At 68.5% G+C, this 21,466-nt stretch carries 15 protein-coding genes; 12 read left to right on the top strand and 3 right to left on the bottom strand.

Annotation, left to right across the window (positions count from 1 at the left end; genetic code table 11):
• The first annotated feature begins 7 nt into the window (after window positions 1–7).
• From ftsA to lpxC, 4 genes are all read left to right on the top strand, one after another.
• On the top strand, window positions 8–1,330 hold the full coding sequence (gene ftsA / locus ACW172_RS01960) for a cell division protein FtsA (protein WP_492033519.1): 1,323 nt from the start codon (window positions 8–10) through the stop codon (window positions 1,328–1,330).
• A gap of 384 nt (window positions 1,331–1,714) precedes the next feature.
• Window positions 1,715–5,077, top strand: coding sequence for a TonB-dependent receptor domain-containing protein (locus tag ACW172_RS01955; RefSeq protein ID WP_492033518.1), 3,363 nt, complete (start codon window positions 1,715–1,717; stop codon window positions 5,075–5,077).
• A gap of 300 nt (window positions 5,078–5,377) precedes the next feature.
• Window positions 5,378–6,976: a cell division protein FtsZ gene (gene ftsZ / locus ACW172_RS01950; protein WP_492033517.1), complete on the top strand. Its 1,599-nt coding sequence runs from the start codon at window positions 5,378–5,380 to the stop codon at window positions 6,974–6,976.
• Window positions 6,977–7,169: 193 nt separating this feature from the next.
• A complete protein-coding gene (gene lpxC / locus ACW172_RS01945; RefSeq protein WP_492033516.1) occupies window positions 7,170–8,069 on the top strand; it encodes a UDP-3-O-acyl-N-acetylglucosamine deacetylase in 900 nt (299 codons plus the stop codon).
• 159 nt (window positions 8,070–8,228) lie between these two features.
• Here the strand turns inward: lpxC and ACW172_RS01940 are convergent, their stop codons facing one another.
• A complete protein-coding gene (locus ACW172_RS01940) occupies window positions 8,229–8,618 on the bottom strand; it encodes a DUF1801 domain-containing protein (RefSeq protein ID WP_492033515.1) in 390 nt (129 codons plus the stop codon).
• Window positions 8,619–8,826: 208 nt separating this feature from the next.
• Here ACW172_RS01940 and ACW172_RS01935 point away from each other — a divergent pair, with 208 nt between their 5' ends.
• The 8 genes from ACW172_RS01935 (at window position 8,827) to ACW172_RS01900 (ending at window position 18,053) form a co-directional block, all read left to right on the top strand.
• Window positions 8,827–10,113, top strand: coding sequence for an MFS transporter (locus ACW172_RS01935; RefSeq protein WP_492033514.1), 1,287 nt, complete (start codon window positions 8,827–8,829; stop codon window positions 10,111–10,113).
• The gene (locus ACW172_RS01930; protein WP_492033513.1) at window positions 10,110–11,141 is read left to right on the top strand and encodes an AraC-like ligand-binding domain-containing protein; all 1,032 of its coding nucleotides are present in this window, start codon (window positions 10,110–10,112) and stop codon (window positions 11,139–11,141) included. The genes ACW172_RS01935 and ACW172_RS01930 overlap by 4 nt, the downstream gene beginning before the upstream one ends.
• 202 nt (window positions 11,142–11,343) lie before the next feature.
• Window positions 11,344–12,759, top strand: coding sequence for a glucuronate isomerase (uxaC, locus tag ACW172_RS01925; protein WP_492033512.1), 1,416 nt, complete (start codon window positions 11,344–11,346; stop codon window positions 12,757–12,759).
• The gene (locus tag ACW172_RS01920; protein WP_492033511.1) at window positions 12,756–14,219 is read left to right on the top strand and encodes a mannitol dehydrogenase family protein; all 1,464 of its coding nucleotides are present in this window, start codon (window positions 12,756–12,758) and stop codon (window positions 14,217–14,219) included. The genes uxaC and ACW172_RS01920 overlap by 4 nt, the downstream gene beginning before the upstream one ends.
• 3 nt (window positions 14,220–14,222) lie before the next feature.
• Window positions 14,223–15,722, top strand: a complete 1,500-nt coding sequence (locus ACW172_RS01915; protein ID WP_492033510.1) for a UxaA family hydrolase — start codon at window positions 14,223–14,225, stop codon at window positions 15,720–15,722.
• Between the two features lie 48 nt (window positions 15,723–15,770).
• The gene (locus ACW172_RS01910; RefSeq protein ID WP_492033509.1) at window positions 15,771–15,968 is read left to right on the top strand and encodes a hypothetical protein; all 198 of its coding nucleotides are present in this window, start codon (window positions 15,771–15,773) and stop codon (window positions 15,966–15,968) included.
• A 75-nt stretch (window positions 15,969–16,043) separates the two neighbouring features.
• Window positions 16,044–17,039, top strand: a complete 996-nt coding sequence (locus tag ACW172_RS01905; RefSeq protein WP_492033508.1) for a hypothetical protein — start codon at window positions 16,044–16,046, stop codon at window positions 17,037–17,039.
• 42 nt (window positions 17,040–17,081) lie between these two features.
• On the top strand, window positions 17,082–18,053 hold the full coding sequence (locus ACW172_RS01900) for a hypothetical protein (RefSeq protein ID WP_492033507.1): 972 nt from the start codon (window positions 17,082–17,084) through the stop codon (window positions 18,051–18,053).
• A 21-nt stretch (window positions 18,054–18,074) separates the two neighbouring features.
• On the opposite strand, the gene ACW172_RS01895 is transcribed toward ACW172_RS01900, so the two are convergent.
• Window positions 18,075–19,772 carry a bifunctional protein-serine/threonine kinase/phosphatase gene (locus ACW172_RS01895; RefSeq protein WP_492033506.1) on the bottom strand — a complete coding sequence of 566 codons (1,698 nt, stop codon included), beginning with the start codon at window positions 19,770–19,772 and terminating at the stop codon, window positions 18,075–18,077.
• Window positions 19,773–19,828: 56 nt separating this feature from the next.
• Window positions 19,829–21,466 carry a pectate lyase gene (locus ACW172_RS01890; protein WP_492033505.1) on the bottom strand — a complete coding sequence of 546 codons (1,638 nt, stop codon included), beginning with the start codon at window positions 21,464–21,466 and terminating at the stop codon, window positions 19,829–19,831.

Here is a 21,466-nt window from a genome sequence, read left to right as displayed (position 1 = left end):
AGGGACCATGAGCGGACGCAAGAACGACGCCGTAGCCGACGCCGGCAAGGTCAACCGCGCGCCGGTCGTCGCCGCGCTGGACCTGGGCCAGTCCAAGGTCGCCTGCTTCATCATGAAGCCCGACGGCGTGCGCCATGCCGACCGCACCATCCGCGTCGCGGGCGCCAGCCATGTCCAGTCCAAGGGCGTCAAGGGCGGCTCCATCATCAATATGGACGAAGCCGCCCAGGCCATTGGCCATGCGGTCGAGCGCGCCGAGCGGGCGGCGGGCGCCCCCGTGTCCGGCGTCATCGTCTCCACCGCCATCGGCCAGATGGCCAGCCATCGGGTCCAGGCCCGGGTCTCGGTCGGCTCGCATCCGATCGGCGACGCCGACCTGGCGCGCGCCATCGGCATGGCCCTGGCCCAGATTCGCCTGCCCAACCGCCGCCCGATCCACGTCCTGCCGATCGCCTGGTCGGTGGACGGGGCGCGCGGTGTCCACGATCCGCGCTCGATGCGCGGCGGCTCGCTGGGGCTCGACCTGCTGGTCGTCTCCATGGCCGAGAGCGCCTTCGCCTCGCTGAGCCACTGTCTGGAGCTGGCCCACCTCGACCTGCAGGGCGTCGCCGCCGCCCCGGTCGTGTCGTCCCTCGCCGCCCTCGAGGAGGACGAGATGGACCTGGGCTGCGTCTGCATCGACATGGGCGGCGGCTCGACCAGCGCCGCCGTCTGGAGCGGCCGGTCGCTGCTGCACATCGAATCGATCAACGTCGGCGGCGATCATGTCACCGCTGACATCGCGCGCGGCCTGTCGACCTCCAAGGCCGGGGCCGAGCGGCTGAAGACCCTGCACGGCTCGGCCATGGCCTCGGCCAATGAGGACCGCGAGATGCTGGAGGCCCCGCCGCGCGGCGAGGATCCGGCCGCCGGCCCCGTTATCGTGCCCCGCGCCATGCTGAAGACCGTCATCGCCCCGCGCGTGGAGGAAACGCTGGAGCTGCTGCGCGACCGGCTGCGCAACGCCGGCGTGGCCCTCGATCCCGGGGCCAGCATCGTCCTGACCGGCGGCGCCAGCCAGCTGAACGGCGTGCGCGAACTGGCCATCCGGGTGTTCGACCGCCCGGTGCGTCTGGGGCGTCCCCAGCGCGCGCCCCACCTGGCCGACGCCGCCTCTGGGCCGGCCTTCTGCTCCTCGGCGGGCGTCCTGCTGCGCGCCGCCTATGGTCCGCGCGAGGCGGTTTCGGCCCGCAAGCTGATGTCGCGCCAGATCACCGCCGCCGACGCCCCCAAGGTTCACCGCGGCAATATCGTCGCCCGGGCCGCGGGCTGGCTGCGCGAGAATCTCTGAAGCCTTGCCGGGCCGAGGGGCGCTCGGCCGAGGCTCGCCCGTCTGACGTATTTCACCCTGATTTCTCGCCGGCCTTTTTCACGGCGGGATTGTGACCAGCCCGACGTTCGCGGAACGGAGGGCTGTCGCGTTTTGCCGCAATCCGTCGCCCAAGTGTGACAGAGCGACGGCCACATTTCGAAAAAGCTCAATGATTTCAGTTGTGATAACGTCGCACTCTCGTGGCAAGACTGTGTCTCAGCTGTAACAGAAACTCCGCACAGTGGCCCCAATGCGGTCGCAATGCTTGCGAGACCGTCGTTTTCCTCTAAGCCAGACCACAGCGCGCCTTCCGACTCTCCTCGGCGGGCGACCTCTTGTTTCCTTTGGTTGGGGCCAACAAATATGCTTTTGAAGCGCAAGTACCTCTTCGGCACGACGATCCTCGCGGGCGTCATGGCCGCCACCGCTGCGGCTCCGGCCTTCGCGCAGACCGCCACGCCGACGACCGACGACGGTCAGGCCGCCCAGGTCGAAGAAGTCATCGTCACGGGTTCGCGTATCCGTCGTGACCCGACCAACTCGCCGTCGCCGCTGCAACAAGTCAGCCGTCAGGACCTGCTGGACACCGGCCTGGCCTCGACCATCGACTACCTGGCCACCATCCCGGCCCTGTCGAACTCGCTGGTGCCTTCGGACACCACCGGCTCGCTGGGCATCGCCGGTCTGTCGTTCGCCAACCTGCGCTCGCTGGGCTCGGGCCGCACCCTGACCCTGGTTGACGGCCGTCGCCACGTCGGTTCGCAAGGCGGCAACCTGGCTGTCGACGTCGACACCATCCCGCGCCTGCTGATCCAGAACGTCGAAATCATCACCGGCGGCGCCTCGTCGGTCTACGGCGCCGACGCCGTCTCCGGCGTGCTGAACTACGTCCTGCGCAAGGACTTCGAAGGTCTCGAGTTCGACGCCAACTTCGGCATGCTGACCAAGCTCGGCCACAACCAGTCGAAGCGCGCCTCGCTGCTGATCGGCCAGAACTTCTTCGACGACCGCCTGAACCTGTACGGGTTCGCCGAGTACGAAAAGCTGGACCAGATCAAGGGTTCGGACATCTCGTGGCTGCGTGACGGCCGCGCGCTCGTCGGCGTCGACGCCGACCCGACCGCGGCCGCCAACGGCCCGGTCGACGACGGCATCTTCGACACCGGCCTCTTCTACGGCCTGCGCTCGGTCAACCGTCCGCGTTGGGGCGTCACCACGATCGCCAACTCGCAACAGCCCAGCGCCCTGAACGACCCGGACGTGCCGGTCGCGGCCTGCTCCAGCTTCACCTCGGCGAACTGCTACTCGATCGACCCGGCCAAGACCTACTGGTACGACAACGGCGTCGCCCGTCTGGTCAACCTGGGCACCCGCGTCGGCAACACCGGCATCAACCGTCCGTTCAACATCGGCGGCGACGGCTACAACAACAACACCGACTTCTCGGGCTTCAGCCGCACCCCCGGTTCGGAATCGAACCGCTTCCAGGCCGGCCTGAACTTCAAGGTCACCGACAATATCGGCCTGCAGCTGGAAGCCAAGTACGTCGATGAAGACTCCTTCATCGTCACCCAGCCGACCTTCTTCGACGTCTACATCGCCGACATCAACGGCACGAACTCGGCGACGGGCGCCGGCGGCATCAGCGCCACGACCGTCCAGGGCATGACGGGCAACAGCTACTTCACCCGTCTGGACAACGCCTTCCTGCCGACGATCATCCGCAATGCGATGGTCACCAACATGGTGACCACCTACGCCACCCCGACCCTGACCGCTCCGGGCGCCGCCGGCGTCCAGACCAACCGCCAGTGGGCGCGTCACTCGGCCTTCGGTCCGGACCGCACCCAGGAAAACAACCGCCAGGTCCAGCGCTACGTCGCCGCCCTGCACGGTTCGTATGACGAAGTCCTGTTCGTGAAGAACCTGGACTGGGATCTGTCCTACACCTACGGCCAGATGGAGAACTCCAACAAGGAACGTGGGCTCGACAAGATCCGTCTCTCCCACGCCCTTGACTCGGTCGTCGACACCGCCGGTGAAGTGAACGGCCGTCCGGGCGAAATCGTCTGCCGCGTCAAGCTTCTGGCCAAGCGCGGTCTGCCGATCGCCAACTACAATCCGCTGGACAGCCGCGCCACCTTCGCCGCGACCGATCCGGAAGTCGCGGGCTGCGTGCCGCTGAACGTCTTCGGCGCCGGCAACCAGTCGCAAGCCGGTCTGGACTACATCGACGCCACCGTCACCGTGCATGAGCGCAACGAAGAAGAAGACGCCGTCTTCTCCGTCGCCGGTCAGCTGTGGGACTTCTGGGGCGCCGGTCCGATCGGCCTGGCCCTGGGCGCCGAACACCGCCGCGAGTACACCGAGGCCGTGGGTCGCGACACCGACACGCGCGGTCGCTATCTGCAGCTGAACACCGGCGCCGACATGCCGGGGGTCCAGTACGAGAGCGACGAGTTCTTCGCCGAGCTGTCGCTGCCGCTGATCCGCGACAGCTTCCTGGGTGAATACGCCGAACTGAGCGGCTCCTACCGTTCGTTCGACTACACCACCGCCGGCTCGGGCGACGTGTACGGCGTGAACCTGGTCTACCGTCCGATCCCGGACATCACCTTCAAGACCAGCTACAACACCTCGTTCCGCGCCCCGAACCTGGGTGAGAACTTCCAGCCCTACACCCAGACGTTCGCCAACGGCTTCGTCGACCCCTGCGACACCCGTCAGATCACGTCCTCGGCCCGTACGGCCGCGGAGCGGGCCAACCGCATCGCCAACTGTACGGCTCTGGCCTCGGCCAAGGGCCTGACCTACGACTTCGCCGGCACCACCGCCTCGCCGACCGACGACTTCCTGCCGACCTACGCGGCCGGTATCGCCGGCGTCTCGGGCGGCAACCCGAACCTGAAGCCGGAAGAATCGACCTCGTTCACCTTCTCGACGGTCCTGCAGCCGCGCTTCATCCCGAACGCCTCGCTGGTCCTCGACTACTATGAGATCGAGATCACCGACGTCATCGCCTCGGTTTCGGCCCAGGTTCTGGCCAACCAGTGCGTCGACGGTCCGAGCCTGAACGCGGCGGCTTGTAGCACGATCTTCCGGAACAACCCGGTCTCGGGCGACATCTACGACCCGTTCAAGGTCGGCGCCCCGGGCAGCAGCGCGGTCGGCGGCTTCATCATCGGTTCGTTCAACTACGCCAAGCGCACCACCCGCGGCCTGGACTTCACCTTCAAGTACAAGCTGGACACCTCCGAGGCGTTCGGTCACGACTGGGGTACGTTCAACTACAGCCTGGGCGGCACCTGGCTGATCGAGCAGAAGTTCTTCAACGACGCCGTCAACACCGGCGCCTTCACCGAAGCCTCGAGCACCCTGTACTACCCGCGGGTTCGCATGACCTCGCGTCTGGCCTGGCAGCCGATCGAGCCCCTGACCGTTACCTGGACGACCGACTGGCAGACCGCGCAGAACATCAGCTTCTACCGCGACTTCATCGCCTCGGGTAACCTGGACTCCCAGCCGGTGGAGTGGCTGCGCACCAGCAACTTCATGCGTAACGACCTGAACGTCCGTTACGACCTGAACGACCAGGTCACCCTGCGCGCCACGGTGACCAACGTCTTCGACGCCGAGCAGGATCCGTGGCTGGGTTCGACGCTGTACTCGCAGTTCGACCCCTACGGCCGCCGCTTCAGCATCGGCCTGAACTACCACCCCTGGTAAACCCGGGGTTCCGGACAAGGACGAAGGGCGGCTCGCAAGAGCCGCCCTTTTTCTTTTGCGCTTCAGGTGCAAGGACCGGCGGGTTCCCCGACGTGCGGAGGTCAGAAACGGCGATTATCCCCGGCCTGTCTGCGGCCAAGGTTAACGAAATCGTTCGACGACCACCCGACTCACGCTAGTCGGTAACCTTCCCTTAACGGTGACGGGTGTTTCCTTAACAGGCCCGTTAACCACTGCGAATCGGCGGGGATTTCGCGGCGGAGATGTTCGGGGGCAGGGTCGGAAGGTCGGAAACACAATATGTCTACTCTCTCGCTGGTGCGGCCTCAGGCCACGGAATTGAAGCCCCGGATCGTCGTGTTCGGCGTCGGCGGCGCGGGCGGCAACGCGGTCAACAACATGATCGACGCCGGCCTTGAGGGCGTGGAGTTCGTCGTCGCGAACACCGACGCCCAGCACCTGAGCTTCGCCAAGACCGACCGCCGCATCCAGCTGGGCGAGACCATCACCCAGGGTCTCGGCGCCGGCGCCCACCCCGAAGTCGGCATGAACGCCGCCGAGGAGAGCGCCGACGAAATTCATTCGCACCTCGACGGTGCGCATATGATCTTCATCACCGCCGGCATGGGCGGCGGCACCGGCACCGGCGCCGCCCCGATCATCGCCAAATGCGCGCGCGACCGCGGCATCCTGACCGTTGGCGTCGTGACCAAGCCCTTCACCTTCGAAGGCCGTCACCGCATGCGTCTGGCCGATGCGGGCATCGCCGAGCTGCAGCGCTACGTCGACACCCTGATCGTCATCCCGAACCAGAACCTGTTCCGCGTCGCCAATGAGCGGACCACCTTCGCCGACGCCTTCGGCATGGCCGACCAGGTCCTGCACTCGGGCGTCCGCTCGATCACCGACCTGATGATCCTGCCGGGCCTGATCAACCTGGACTTCGCCGACGTCCGCGCCGTCATGTCCGAAATGGGCAAGGCGATGATGGGTACGGGCGAGGCCACCGGCGACGACCGCGCCCTGCTGGCCGCCCAGAACGCCATCGCCAACCCCCTGCTGGACGAGACCAGCCTGAAGGGCGCCAAGGCCGTTCTGGTCAACATCACCGGCGGTCTGGACATGACCCTGCTGGAAGTCGACGAGGCCGCCAACGCCATCTCGGCCGAGGTGGACGGCGACGCCAACATCATCTTCGGCGCCGCCTTCGACCCGGCCCTGGAAGGCAAGATCCGCGTCTCGGTCGTGGCCACCGGCATGGACGAGGTCGCGGCCTCGCGCATCGAGCCCGCCGCCGCTCCGACCTTCGCCGACACTCGCCGTCCGGCCGCGCCCTACGCCGCCAGCCGCGCCGAACCGGTTCGCCACGAACCGGTCCGCGAGCCCGTTCGCGAGCCCGCCCGCGCCGAGGTCTATCGCGCGCCAGAGCCGGCCCCCGTCGTCCCCAGCTTTCAGCCGACGGCTTCGGCCGTAGTCCAGACCCCCGCGCCCGTCGCCGCCCCGGTCGTCCCGACCCCGGCGCCTGAACCGGTCATCCACGTCACCGAACAGCGCACGCTTGAGCCGATCGTCGACCCGTGGGTGGAAGAGTTCGAATCCGACCGTGGCCGCCGTCCGGCCGCCGCCCAGGCGGACCAAGGCGACCTCTATATGGGCCGCGGCCAGGTCGCTCCCGCCGAGGACGAGTATTCCGAGCCGGCCTATGAGGAGCGCGACCACCGCAAGAGCGGCTGGAGCCTGTTCGGCTCCAAGAAGCCGGCGCGGCCTCAGCCGAACTATGTCCAGCAGTCGGCTCCGCAGATGCGCCCGACCAGCTCGGCCCAGCCCGCTCCGGAGCCCCAGGCCCCGGCCGAGGACGATCTGGAAATCCCGTCCTTCCTGCGGCGCCTGGCCAACTGAAAGGCCGCCCCCAAGGGTAAATGACCATCGGACGCCCCGGGGAGACCCGGGGCGTTTGGCGTTTCAGCGTTCCGTTAACCAACGAAACAATCCGAAACCCGAGTTTCGTTTTCCGCTTGAGGCCCGTCCGATAGACAGTTGGTTGACCCGGACCGTCTTGTGGCCGGGTCGGTTTTTGTAACGAGACGCGCTTTTGCAACCCCGCCAGGACCATCGCGAACGGACGATCGTCGCTCCCGCCATTATCGCGGGCGTCGGCGTGCACACCGGTGAGCGCGTGCGTCTGGCCATCCGTCCGGCCGCGCCGGGCGTGGGCATCGTCTTCGTCCGCACCGACATCACCGACCGCGACAATCGCATCCCGGTCTCGGGCGACGCCGTCATCGACGCGCGCCTGAACACCATGATCGAGAACGCCGAGGGCGTTCGCCTGTCGACGATCGAACACCTGATGGCCGCCTTCGCCGCGCTCGGCATCTCCAATGCCGTGGTCGAGGTCGACGGGCCCGAGCTGCCGATCCTGGACGGTTCGGCGCTGCAGTTCGTCCAGCTGCTGGACCGCGCCGGTTTCCGCCGCCAGTCGACTCCGGTGCGCTACATCGAGATCCTGGAGCCGATCCGCATTTCGGACGGTGACAAGCACGCGGCCCTGCTGCCCTGCGACCGTTATGAGATGCGGTTCGAGATCGACTTCGACAACGCCGTCATCGGCAACCAGGTGGTCGACTTCGTCGTGGACGAGGAAACCTTCCGCACCGAGATCATGGCCGCCCGCACCTTCGGCTTCGCCCATGAGGTCGAGGCCCTGCGCAAGGCCGGTCTGGCGCGCGGCGGTTCGCTGGAAAACGCGGTCGTCATCGACGGCGACGAGATCCTGAACCCCGGCGGCCTGCGGATGGAACGCGAGTTCGTCCGCCACAAGGCCCTGGACGCCATCGGCGACCTGTACGTCCTCGGCGCCCCCCTGTTGGGCCGTTATGAAGGCTACAAGGCCGGTCACGCCGTCAACAACCTGCTGGTCCGCGCCCTGCTGGCCAATCCGCAGAGCTGGCGCGAAGTCACCCGCGTGCCGGAGCTGGCCCAGGTCGGCTAGTTTTCCCTTCTCCCCTTGCGGGAGAAGGTGGGCCGCGTAGCGGCTCGGATGAGGGGTTTCGCTGGCGTTTGATATTTGCCCGAACCCTACCTCATCCGTCGGTGTGACCCCTCATCCGTCAGGCTCCGCCTGCCACCTTCTCCCGCAAGGGGAGAAGGATCATTTCTTCTTCGCCGGCTTGGACTGGTTCAGCGTGATCGCCGCCCGGACCAGCGCCTTCAGGGCCTCGGCGTCGATCACCACGCCTTCAGGAATGTCGATGGCGCGGCGGACGTTGCCCTCGAGGCTGGAATTGAACAGGCCGGTGGGGTCGGGCAGGGCGGCGCCCTTGGCGAAGGTCAGTTTGACCACGGCCTTGTAGGTCTCGCCGGTGCAGATCATGCCGTCGCGATACCAGACGGGCACGCCGCGCCATTTCCAGTCCTCGACGACCTCCGGATCGGCTTCCAGGATCAGGGCGCGGCAGCGGGCCAGGGTCTCCCCGCGCCAGTCGGGCAGGGAGGCGATGCGCTGATCGATAAGGTCGGACGGCGTGGGGGCGTCGGTCATGGCGACACCCTACACCCGCGGTCCCGGCCGTCGAGCCCGATGCGGATCGGGGTGCGGCTCAAATATTTCACGGACCCTTGAAATCCCGCCCGAACGGCGCGAGGTCGTCGCTACGCCCCGATTTCGGAAACGCCGAATTTTGCTCAACCCTTCCAATAGCCTGCCGTCCGGTTCGCATGATCCCTCCGCGTCGGGGCGGTCGGCGGTCATGCGGATGGCCGCGATGCTGGCGCTCGCCAATCTGGCGGCCAGCGCGGACAAGGCCGTGGTCGCCGTCTATGCGCCCGAGCTGAGGACCGCCTTCCATCTGAATGACGGCCAGATCGGCGCCTTGCAGGGCGGGCCCTTCCTGGTGGGATATGTTCTGGCCCTGCTCTGGGCCGGGCGGCGCGGCGGCGGGGCTACGACCGGCCGATACATCGCCGTCTGCATCGCCTTCTGGACGGTGGGGGCCGTGGTCTTCGCCCTGGCGCCCGGATACGCCGAACTTCTGGCCGGACGCCTGTTGCTGGCCATCGGTCAGGCGGCCTTCGCCCCGGCGGCGATACTGCTGCTCAACGCCCTGTACGGCGCCGCGCAGGGCGATGAGCCGGGCGAAGCGTCAGGCGCGGGGGCCGCTCGCTTCGTGTCCCTGTTCACCGCCGCCTCGACCGTGGGGCGCAGCCTCGGCCTGATGCTGGGCGGCGCCTTGATTACGGCGGCGGTCGCCCTGGCGGCCCGACTGCCCGACCTGGCGCCCTGGCGGCTGTCGGGACTGGCCCTGCTGGCCCCCAACCTGATCCTGCTGGTCCTGTTTCTGCGCTCGCGACAGGTCGTGACGACCTCGGCCGCCGCCTCGGGACTGGTCGAGACCCTGCGCCATGTCGCCGGCCGGGCGCGGCCGGTCCTGATCTGGACGGTGGCGGGCTGCGGCATGATCCTGGCGGTCCAGGCCTGCGCCGCCTGGGCCCCGTCCATCCTGCACCGGCAGTTCGGGGTGCCGGTCGGAACCTCGGGCGTGGTCATCGGCCTGATCACCCTGGTCGCGGCGCCGCTCGGCCATCTGGGCGCCGGGCAACTGGTGTCCCGCTCAGCCACCGCCTTCCGGCGTTCGGCTCTTCTGCTGGCGGCCGCGGCCCTGCTGTCGGCCGGGTTCGCGGGCGTGGTCGCGGCCTCGACCGTCGAAGCCCTGAGCGTCGCCGCCCTGGCCGGCCTGATGGCCGCGAGCGGTTTCGGCGCGGCCCTGGTCCTGATCCGCATCCAGCCCTTCTTTCCGCGTGACCTTCAGCGCGGGGGCAACAGCCTGTTTCTGGCGGCGACCACGACCTTCGGAACCGCCGCCGGCCCCGTCATCACCGGCCTGGTCAGCGACCATGTCGCCGCCGACGGCGGGCGCCTGCCCCTGGCCCTGGCCGTCGTCACGATCGGTGCGGGATCGGTCGTGGCGTTGGCGGCGTTGACCACGGTGATGTTCCAACGCCCATCCTCCCCCACGCCGGCATCGACCTCGGCATGATCGAGCGCTTCAACTTCTCCTCCGCCGGCCGACCGACGGAGCGCGCCTTCGACGACTATGTCGCCCTCTACGCCGGCGGTTCGGACGTCAGCAGGGGGCGGGGCCCCTTCCGGGCGGAGATGCGCGCCTGGCGGCTGGACGGAATCCTGTTGTTCGACCGGCGGGTGACCGGGGTGGTCCATGCGCGCAAGGACCGCATGGCCGCCGACGCCTTCAGCCACATCGTCCTGACCCTGGTGGTGGAGGGGCGGCTGGAGGGAGGCGCGGACAGCGGGTTCGTCGAAGCCCTGCCCGGTGAGATCGTCATCGCCGATACCACCCGGCCGACCCGGACCGAGCCGGTCGACGCCCACATCATCACCGCCAGCGTGGATCGCGGCATCGTCGAGGCCGGGCTGGGGGCGGCGGGCGGGTTGCACGGGGTGGTGCTGCGGCCGCCCTCGAACCTGATGCTGGCCGATTTCATGCAGTCGCTGGTCCGCCACGGCGACGCCTTGAGACCGGCCTCCCTGCCGCCGCTGTCGCGCGCCTTCGTCGACATCCTGGCCTCGGTCGACGGCCTCGTGTCGCGGGCCAGTTCCGACACCCGCCGTCAGGAGTACATCCGCCGCGAGGTGGTCGAGCGCCACATCGCCCTCAATCTGGGCGACCGCGGCCTGTCGGTGGAGACCATCAGCGCGACGACCGGCATCTCGCGCTCGGCCCTCTATCGGCTGTTCGAAAGCGAGGGCGGGGTGGCGAAGCTGATCCAGCGTCGCCGCCTGGACCGCCTGCGCAGCGCCCTGAACGTTCTGGCCGCGGAGAGGGGGGGCGCCGATCCGGGCGTGGAAGGCGAGGCGGACCGGCAGACCCTGGGCGAGCTGGCCCTCGGCTTCGGCTTTTCCAATGAGGATCAGGCGCGCCGGCTGTTCGCCGAGGCCTTCGGCTTGACGCCGCGCGCCTATGTCGAAGGCCTGGCGTCCCTGGGGGCTGACAGCAGCGAGGCCAGCGCCCGCCGCTGGATCGGCTGGATGACCGAGGTCTCCTGAGCGGCGGCCTCTGGCGTTCCGGCGGCTCCTCGCGCAACATGGCGCGACCGATGCGTCATGCGCATTTGCCAAAGGAATGCTACCGGTGTCATAGACACCCGACGAACCGTCGAGACCGTCGTCAGACCCGGTCCTTCGCCGTCGCCGCGATCACCCCAGGAAGCGCGCGCCCTGCGCCGGCCGCGCGAAAGAGTCCGTACCGATGAGCCATCCGCTGAAGCTGAACCCCGACCGCCTGTTCCCGGTCGACGCCGACACGCGCGGCCTGGCCCGTCGCCTGTATGCGGAGATCAAGGATCTGCCGATCATCAGCCCGCACGGCCATACCGATCCGTCGTGGTTTGCGCTGAACGAGAATTTCGCCAACCCGGCCGAGCTGCTGATCACGCCCGACCACTATGTCTTCCGCATGCTGCACTCGCAGGGGATGGCGATGGAGGACCTCGGGGTCCCGCGCGCCGACGGCGGTCCGGTCGAGACCGATCCCCGCACCATCTGGCGCCGGTTCGCCGAAAACTATCACCTGTTCCGCGGCACGCCTTCGCGCATGTGGCACGACTGGGTCTATGCCGAGGCCTTCGGCATCGATGTGCGCCTCTCGGCCGAAACGGCGGACCACTACTACGACGTCATCGACGCGGCCCTGAAGACCGACGCCTTCAAGCCGCGCGCCCTGTTCGATCGCTACAACATCGAGGTCCTGACCACGACGGAGTCGCCGACCGACACCCTCGAATATCACAAGACCATCCGCGCCTCGGGCTGGAAGGGCCGGGTGCTGACCGCCTATCGCCCCGACCCGGTGCTGGACCCCGACTACGAGGGCTTCCGCGACAATCTGAAGGTCCTGGCCGAACAGACCAGCTGCGACACCACCACCTGGACCGGCTATCTCGACTCCTTGCGCGCCCGCCGCGCCTTCTTCGCCGAGATGGGCGCGACCTCGACCGACCACGGCCACCCGACCGCCTTCACCGCCGACCTGTCCAAGGCCGAGGCCGAGGCCCTGTTCAAAAAAGTCTCGACCGGCCCGGTCTCCGCCGCCGACGCCGAGCTGTTCCGCGGCCAGATGCTGACCGAAATGGCCGCCATGTCGGTCGAGGACGGTCTGGTCATGCAACTGCACCCGGGCTCGTTCCGCAACCACTCGGCGACGGTGTTCAACCGCTTCGGCCGCGACAAGGGCTGCGATATCCCGACCCAGACCGACTATGTCCGGGCGCTCAAGCCGCTGCTGGACCGCTTCGGCTCGGACACCCGCCTGACCCTGATCCTGTTCACCCTGGACGAGACCTCCTACAGCCGCGAACTGGCTCCGCTGGCCGGTCACTATCCGGCGCTGAAGCTGGGCCCGAGCTGGTGGTTCCACGACAGCCCCGAGGGCATGCGCCGCTTCCGCGAGCAGACCACCGAGACGGCGGGCTTCTGCAACACCGTCGGCTTCAACGACGACACCCGCGCCTTCCTGTCGATCCCGGCGCGTCACGACGTGGCCCGGCGCATGGACTGCGGCTTCCTCGCCAAGCTGGTGGTCGAGCACCGGATGGAAGAGGACGAGGCCCACGAACTGGCCCACGCCCTGACCTATGGTCTGGTCAAGGCGGCCTACAAGCTGTGAGCCGGCTTTCTGACGCCACGGTCGCGGCGGCTCCGGCCGTCCTGCCCGCCTATGACCGCGCGGCGGTGAAGACCGGCGTCGTCCACCTCGGCATCGGCGCCTTTCACCGGGCGCACCAGGCGGTGGTGTTCGACGATGCCCTGGCCAGCGGCGACTTGCGCTGGGGCGTGCTGGGGGCCTCTCTGCGATCGCCCGGCGTGCGCGATCAGCTGAACCCGCAGGACGGCCTCTATACGCTGGTCATCCGTGACGGCGCCGCCGAGCATCTGCGCGTCATCGGGGCCGGGCAGGGGGTTCTGGTCGGGCCGGAAGACCCCGCCGCCCTCGTCGCCGCCATGGCGCATCCGGACGTCCACATCGTCACCCTGACGGTGACCGAGAAGGGCTATCGCCTCGATCCGGCGACCGGCGATCTGATGGTCGAGGATCCGGAGGTCGCCGCCGACCTCGCCGACATTTCCGCGCCCCGCACGGCCCCCGGCTTCGTCGTCGCGGCGCTTCACGCCCGCAAGGCGGCGCGGCTGAAGCCCTTCACCGTCATCTCCTGCGACAACCTTCCACACAACGGCGCCCGCATCCGGGCCGGGGTGCTGGAGATGGCCAAACGGATCGATCCTGACCTCGCCGACTGGATCGCCGCGGAAGGCGCCTTCCCCCAGACCATGATCGACCGGATCGTCCCGGCGACCATCCCCGACGACATCGACAAACTCGCCGGCCGGATCGGCGTGCGCGACGAGGGCATGGTCAAGGCCGAGCCCTTCACCCAGTGGGTCATCGAGGACCGGTTCGCGGGCCCCCGTCCGGATTTCGCGGCCCTGGGCGTCCAGCTGACCGACGCCGTCGCCCCGTGGGAGGACGCCAAGCTGCGTCTGCTGAACGGCGCCCATTCGGCCGTCTCCTATCTCGGCGCCCTGTCGGGGCATGAGCATGTGCATGAGGCCGTCGCCCAGCCCGCCTTAAAGGCCTTCATCGAGGCCCTGTGGGATGAGGCGGAGACGACGCTGAGCCCGCCGCCGGGTCTGGACATCGCCGCCTATCGCGCTGAGCTGATGGCCCGTTTCTCCAACTCGGCCCTGATGCACCGCACGCGCCAGATCGCCATGGACGGCTCCCAGAAGCTGCCGCAGCGTCTGCTGGCCGGGACCGCCGAACGGCTGGCCGCCGGGCAGGGGATCGACGCCCTGGCGCTCGGCATCGCCGCCTGGATGAAGTGGCAGTCGGGCGTGACCGAGAGCGGCGAGACCTTCGTCGTCGACGATCCGCTGGCCGCGAAGACCGCCGAACTCCTGGCCGGCGCCGACACCGATGAAGCCCGGGTCGCGGCGCTTCTGACCCTATCCGCCGTCTTCCCGCCCGCGCTCGCCGCCGACCCGGCGTTCGCAAAGGCGGTGACGGCTGCCTATCTGTCGCTCGGCACAAACGGGGCGGTCGAGGCCGCCCGGCTTGTCGTGGAGTAAGTCATGTCCCGCGTCCTGATCCTGAACCCCGCCGACGATATCGCCGTCGCGCTGGACGACATCACCGCCGGCGAGACGCCCGAGGGCCTGAACGCCCCCGCCCGCGCAGACATCGCCCAAGGTCACAAGATCGCGCGCCACGCGATCGCCGAGGGCGGCCTGGTCCGCCGCTACGGTCAGGTCATCGGCCGGGCGAAGACGGCCATCGAAGCCGGGGATCACGTCCACGTCCACAACCTGGCCATGGCCGACGACGGGCGCGAGGCCGAGGTCGGCGCCGACGTTCATCCGCCCAAGGCCCTCGACGGCGCCACCTTCCAGGGCATCGTCCGCAAGGACGGCCGGGTCGGCACCCGCAACTACATCGGCGTCCTGACCAGCGTGAACTGCTCGGCGACGGTCGCGCGCCGCGTCGCCGACGCCTTCCCCGACGCCAGCCTGCCGAAAGGCGTCGACGGCGTCGTGGCCTTCACCCATCAGGGCGGCTGCGGCGGGTCGTCCCTGTCCACCGACGTCGAACTGCTGCAGCGGACGCTGGCCGGCTACGCCCGCCATCCGAACTTCGCCGCCATCCTGATCGTCGGCCTGGGCTGCGAGGCCAACCAGATCCCCGACTGGCTGAAGAAGTCCGAGCTGGAGACCGGGACCACCCTGCGCGCCATGACCATTCAGGAGGCCGGCGGCACCGCCCGCGCCATCGAGGCGGGCATCGAGATCGTGAAGGAACTGGTCGAGGAGGCCGCCAAGGTCGAGCGCCAGACGGTGTCCGCCTCGCACCTGACCGTCGGCCTGCAATGCGGCGGCTCGGACGGCTGGTCCGGGGTCACAGCCAATCCGGCCCTGGGCGCCGCCGTCGACCTGCTGGTCGCCCACGGCGGTTCGGCCATGCTGTCGGAAACGCCCGAGATCTGGGGCGCCGAACACCTGCTGCTGCGCCGCGCGACCTCGCAGGGCGTCGCGGACAAGCTCAACGCCCGCCTCGACTGGTGGCGCGCCTATGCCGACAAGCACGGCATGGAGCTGAACAACAACCCCTCGCCGGGCAACCTCAAGGGTGGTCTGACGACCATCCTTGAGAAGTCGCTGGGCGCGGTGGCCAAGTCCGGCTCGACGCCCCTGACCGACGTCATCGGCTATGCCGAGCCGCTGAAGACGCAAGGGCTGACCTTCATGGATAGCCCCGGCTACGACCCTTGCTCAGCGACCGGCCAGATCGCCTCGGGCGCCAATCTGATCGTCTTCACCACGGGGCGGGGCTCGGTCTTCGGGGCCAAACCCGCCCCCTCGATCAAGGTCGCGTCCAACGCCAAACTGGCCAGCTGGATGGATGAGGACATGGACATCGACGCCTCGCCGGTCCTGACCGGCACGCCCATGGCCGAGGTCGGTCGCGAGATCTTCGAGCGGATGCTGGCGGTCGCCTCGGGCGAGCCGTCCAAGTCCGAGGCGCTCGGCATCGGCGACAACGAATTCGTGCCCTGGGCGGTCGGCGCCTATCTGTGATCGAGCGGAGCCGTTGACGCTGTTCCGTATCGATGGTCTTTAACCATCATGACCCAGCGCCCCGTCTCCCTCGCCAGAGCCGTCCTGACCGTCGCGGTGGGCGCCGCCTTCCTGGCCGGCTGCGGCTATTACGGCCATCGCCGGGAGCGGCTGCACGGGCCCTACTACCCGCCCAACCCGCCTTCGAACGCGGGCCCGTCCTCGCCGCCGTCGCCCCTGCCGGCGCCGCCCCGTCCGAACCTCTAGTTCACGCGCTGACTCCACCACTGGTTGCTGTTCGATCGGCGTGTTAGGTTCACCGAACACGAAGGGATGATCGTCATGCTGGCTCTTGCTCTCGCCGCCGCACTCGCTCTGGCCCCGGAGGGCGGTGTCGATCCCCAGACCGGCGCCCCGTCGCAGGTCCAGTCGCCGGCCCCGGCGGTTACTCAGGCTTCGGCGACGACCTCGGCGCTGGATCCCGATGCGCCGACCGATCTTCAGGACATCGTGGTCGAGGGACGCCGTCTCGAAGACCTGACCGAGCAGTTCGTCGATGAAGTGGGTCAGCCGGCCCGAGGACGCGGTCTGGCGCGCTGGCGCGACGGCGTCTGCGTCGGGGTGGTCAATCTGCAGGGCGAGATGGCCCACTACATCGCCGATCGGGTCTCGACGGTCGCTCAGGACCTGGGCCTGAGTGCGGGGCAGCCCGGCTGCCACCCGTCCGTCCTGATCATCGCCACGGTGGATGCGAACGCCTTCACCGAAGCTTTCGTGGCTCGCCGTCCCCGTCTGTTCGTGGTCGGCGGAGCGGGCATGGATCTGGGCCGCCGCGCCTTGAGGCATTTCGAGACGACCGAGCGTCCCGTGCGCTGGTGGAACGTCAGCGCGCCGACCGACAGCGACACCGGCGACATCGCCGTCCGGATGCCCGGTGACGAATACGCGCCCGTCATCGCCACGCGTCAGGCGACGCGCTTCTCCACCCAGATCGTCGACGACACCAAGCGTGTCTTCATCATCATCGATGTGGACAAGATCAACGGCGTCAATCTGGTCCAACTCGGCGACTATCTGGCCATGGTGACCCTGGCCCAGATCAATCCCGACGCCGACACTTCGGGCTACGCCACGGTGCTGAACCTGTTTGATGATCCGGAGCGGACGGAAGGCCTGACCAACTGGGACATGGCCTATCTCAAGGGGCTCTACGCCTCCCAGCGCACGCGTCTGAACACTCACGCCGCCAACAGCGAGATCGCCGCTTCGATCGTGCGGGTCCATCACCGTATGACCGCCGCCGAGGATGCGGGGGAAAACGAGACTTCCGCCCAGTAAAGGACACCCTGATCGGGACGACAGACGCAAAGGACGGCCGCCATGCTGGGTTTCACCCTCTCCCTCGCTCTGGGCGCCGCCGCCCTGGCCCCGATCCCGCCGGCTGTTTCACCGGCCGTCTCGACCATCGGCCAGACGGCGGCCTCACAGGCGGCCGAGACCTCCCCCGCCGGAGCGCCCACCGATCTGGGAGACGTCGTCATCGAGGGCCGGCGGCTCGAGGAGGCGACACGGGACTTCGTGGCGACGGTCGGCCAGCCCGCCCGCGGACGGGCTCTGGCCCGTTGGCGTGACGGAGTCTGCGTCGGGGTCGCCAACCTGCGCGCCGAGACGGCCCAGTATATCGTCGATCGCGTATCCACCGTCGCCCAGGATCTGGGGCTCAAGCCGGGCGCCCCCGGGTGCACACCCGGCGTCCTGATCGTCGCCACAACCGACGCCAACGCCTTCACCGAGGCCTTCGTGGCCCGACGTCCGCGCCTGTTCGTTCTGGGCGGCTCGGGTACGGACCTCGGACGTAATGCTCTGGAGAAGTTCCAGACCACGGATCGGCCTGTGCGTTGGTGGACCGTCAGCCTTCCCGTCGACCGGGACACCGGGGAAATCGCTGTGCGTCTCCCGGGGCATTCCGCCCCGATCATCAGCCGCGCCGGGCTGTCGACCTTCTCGACCCAGATCGTGGACGACACCGGACGCGTGTTCGTCATCATCGACATCGACCGCATCGACGGGGTCAGCCTGACCCAGCTGGGCGACTATATCGCGATGGTCAGCCTGGCCCAGGTGGATCCGGACGCCGACACCTCGGCCTATGCGACCGTGCTGAACCTGTTCGATACGCCGGAGCAGGTGGACGGGCTGACGGAATGGGACATGGCCTATCTGCACGGTCTGTATGAATCCCAACGGATTCTCGCGAACCCGGGCGCGAGCCGCGACGAGATCGCGTCCTCGATCGTTCGCGTCCGTCGGCAGATGGTCAGGAACGCGGAAGGCCCGCCGCCGACGCCCTGATCTCTTTCGTCGTGTCGCCCGTCAGCGGGTCGCCAGTGAGACCATCAGGGCGATGACCAGAAGGATGCAGACCCCCTGCCAGAAGCGCACCGGGTCGCGTTCGATCAGGGACGGCGGCTGGGGCGGGGCCACGGCGACGGCGCTGCCGCTCTCCAGCACATGGATCAGCTCCTCGACGTCGGCGAAGCGGTCGGACGGGTCGACGGCGATGGCGCGCAGGAGGGCGGCCTCCAGCCAGGCGGGCATGTCGGGCCGCAGCTGGGTCGGGGGGACCGGCTTTTCGAACTTCGGGCGCTGCGGCAGCTCGACCTGACCGCGCGGATAGTCTTTCGCGAACAGGCGGTAGAGGGTGACACCCAGGGCGTACTGGTCGGTCAGGGCGTCGCCGGGATTTCCGTCGAACAACTCGGGCGCCATATATCCGGCCGTGCCCGGCGCCTCGCCCTCGGTGAAGTCCTCGACCTTGGGCAGGCGGGCGACGCCGAGGTCGATCAGCTTCAACCCGCCATTCTTCTCAAGGATGACATTGTCCGGCTTGATGTCGCGGTGGGCGATGCCCTGACGGTGCAGGGCCGCGACGCCGCGCGACAGGCGGATGGCCTCGCGCACGCCCGGCTGGATATCGAGCGGCCCGTCATTGGCCAGACGGGCGTGCAGGGTCCGGCCCTCGTAGAAGGGCTGGGCGATGTAGAGGCGGCTCTGGCGACCCGGATCCAGGGTCAGGGTCTTGCCGACATACGGGCTGTCGATGCGGCGGCCGATGAAGCTCTCGCGCAGGAAGGACAGGCGGGCGCCGTGCTCGCTGAGCAGGGCCGGCTTGGGGAATTTGAGCACGATGGGCGTCGGGTCGGCGCCGTCCTTCGCCAAAAAGACGCGGGTGTATTTGCCGTCCGACAGCAGCCGCTCCAGCTGGAAGCCGTCGACGTTGTCGCCCGCATCGGGGGGCGGCAGGACGGGCAGGCCCTCGGCCTCGACGCCGATGGCTTCGCTATCCAGCGGACCCAGGCGGATGACGTCGATGACGATGGCCGTGGCGTTGTCGGTCGCGCCGTTGGCCGTGGCCTGATCGACGATGCACTGGGCGTCGGCGTCGGGCGAGGCCATGCGGCCCAGAAGCCGGGTCAGGGTCTCCGCATCGACCACGCCGTGGACGCCGTCGGACGTCAGCAGGAAGCGGTCGTAGGGCTTGAGCGGCACCGGCCGGACGTCGAGGCGGACATCGGCCTCGATGCCGACGGCGCGGTAGAGGACGTGGCTCAGCCCCGGCTGGGACAGGACATGGTCCTCGGTCAGCTGGGTCAGGACCCCGTCGCGGAAATGCCAGGCCCGGCTGTCGCCGACGTGGAGCACGGTCGCCTCACGCCCGCGCAAAACGAGGGCGGTGAAGGTGGTCGCGGCGCCCTTCATCTCCGGATCGGTGCGGCCCTTGGAGTGGAGCCAGCGGTTGAAGCCCATCAGGGAGCTGACCCCGGCCGCCGCGATTCCGCCCAGCGGGCTTTTCGACAGATAGCCGTCGATGAAGCTGCGCGTCGCCAGCTCGGCGGCGATGCGGCCGCCCTTCGAGCCCGAAACCCCGTCGGCGACGACCGCGACGATGCCGTGCAGCGCCTGTTCAGAAGGCGTGCCCAGATGGACGGCGCCGAAGTCCTGGTTGTCCGCGCGCGGCCCCAGGGCGGTGGCGAAACCCGCCGCGATCTCCAGCCTGCCCGACGCGTCCATCACCCGCTCCCCTCAGTCCGCCCAAGGGAAGGGAAGCGGACGCGCCGTCAAGTCCCTCAGGCTTCCAGCGCCTCGATCAGGTCGCCCATGTTCTTGATGAACACCGCTGTGGAGATGCACTCCACCGGATAGTCGGTGGTGTAGGGCGAGGTGTCCCACAGGTCGCCGACGCGCGTGGTCTGATACTCGCCGCCCGTCACCGCGGCCGGGGCTTCGCCGATATAGGGGTTGGACGTGGTGGTCAGGGGCGAGGGCCAGTAGCCCCGGGCGTTGAGGCCCGACAGGTGGGCGGCGATCGCCGTCGGTGCCGGGGCCCGCTCGCGCCGCGCGTCCGTCGACATGTCCCAGACGCTGACGTCGCGCAGGGTGAAATACTTCGGCAGCTTCAACGAACCCGCCTTGGCCCGCAGGGGAGAGGCGGCGATCAGGGCGGCCGGATCCATGGCGGCGGCGGCCTCGTATTCACGGCGCAGGGCGGCGGTATCGACGTTGCGGAACGAGCCGTAGTGGACGATCAGATTGTTCGGGTTGGCGTCGGCGTAATACTGGCCGTTGGTGATGTTGGACCCGCGCCGGTGGATGTAGATCGGGGTGTTCGACCCTTCGAGGATGAAGGTCGGATGGGTCCGGCCGGGGGCGATCAGGTTCTGGGGCGTCTTGACCTGATCCAGCCAGTCCAGGGCCTCGGGCAGGCGCGCCAGGAATTTCCGATCGCCGGTGAGTTTGTAGAAGCCGATCATCGAACGGATGTTGGTGCCCGTCGTATGGGTCGCGAAGGCCTGGGGCTCGATGGTCCGGGCCGGGGCGGGCTTCAGAGTGTCGGGGAAATGCTGCAGCCCCCAGGCCGGCTGCGGCATGGGCTGCTGGGTCTTCACATAGATGTCCATGCCGCGCTCGATGGCGTCGACCAGGCGGGCGTCGTTCGAGCCGAGGGCCTGGTGGGCATAGAGCAGGAACTCGATGTTCTCGCCCGCCACATCGTCATTGAAGGTGATGTAGGGGGTATAGTCGGCGTGGCCGTGGACCCCGCCGTTTTCGACGAAGGGGAAGCGCTGCGGCCAGCCGCCGTTCGGATACTGGGCGTCGAGGACGAACTGGATCGCCTTGTCGAGCGGCGCCCGGTACTTGCGCTCGCGTTTCTCCAGATAGACGCGCAGCAGCAGCTGCGAGGCCTCGGCCGTGCCGGCATCGTCGAACGTCGCATTGCCGTAGAAGCGGTGATACTCCTCCATCCGCCAGGCGTTGTGGCCATAGGTGGCGTACCACTGTTTCAGCGTCTCTTCGCCGGCGGTGTCGATGACATAGTTCCAGCCGCCGCGCGGGTGCTGGCCCGCGATCAGGGCGTCGGCGGCGGACTTGGCGGCCTGATAGAACTGCTCGTCGCCGGTGGCGTGATAGGCGTCCAGATAGGCGTGACCCACGGTCGCCGTGCCCGGAGGCTGGACCCAGATCATCGTCGGCGAGGCTTCCAGCTCGCCCCAGCGGCGCGAGAAGTCCGGCAGGACGTTCCAGACATAGCCGCCGCCCACGGCGACTTCGTCGGTCATGAAGGCGGTGGCCTTCTTCATCGCCGCGATCACGGCGGCCCGGTCGGGCGCTGCGGCGGCCTGAACGGTGCGGGCGAGGGCGGGGGTCGCCGAGGCGACCGCGGTCGCGGCGGCGGCGGACAGGAGGGCGCGGCGATTCATCTGCAT

Source organism: Brevundimonas sp. ALps5 (genome assembly GCF_058681645.1).
Note: the sequence above shows the minus strand (reverse complement) of the source record. Positions and strands in the feature narration are given on the sequence as shown.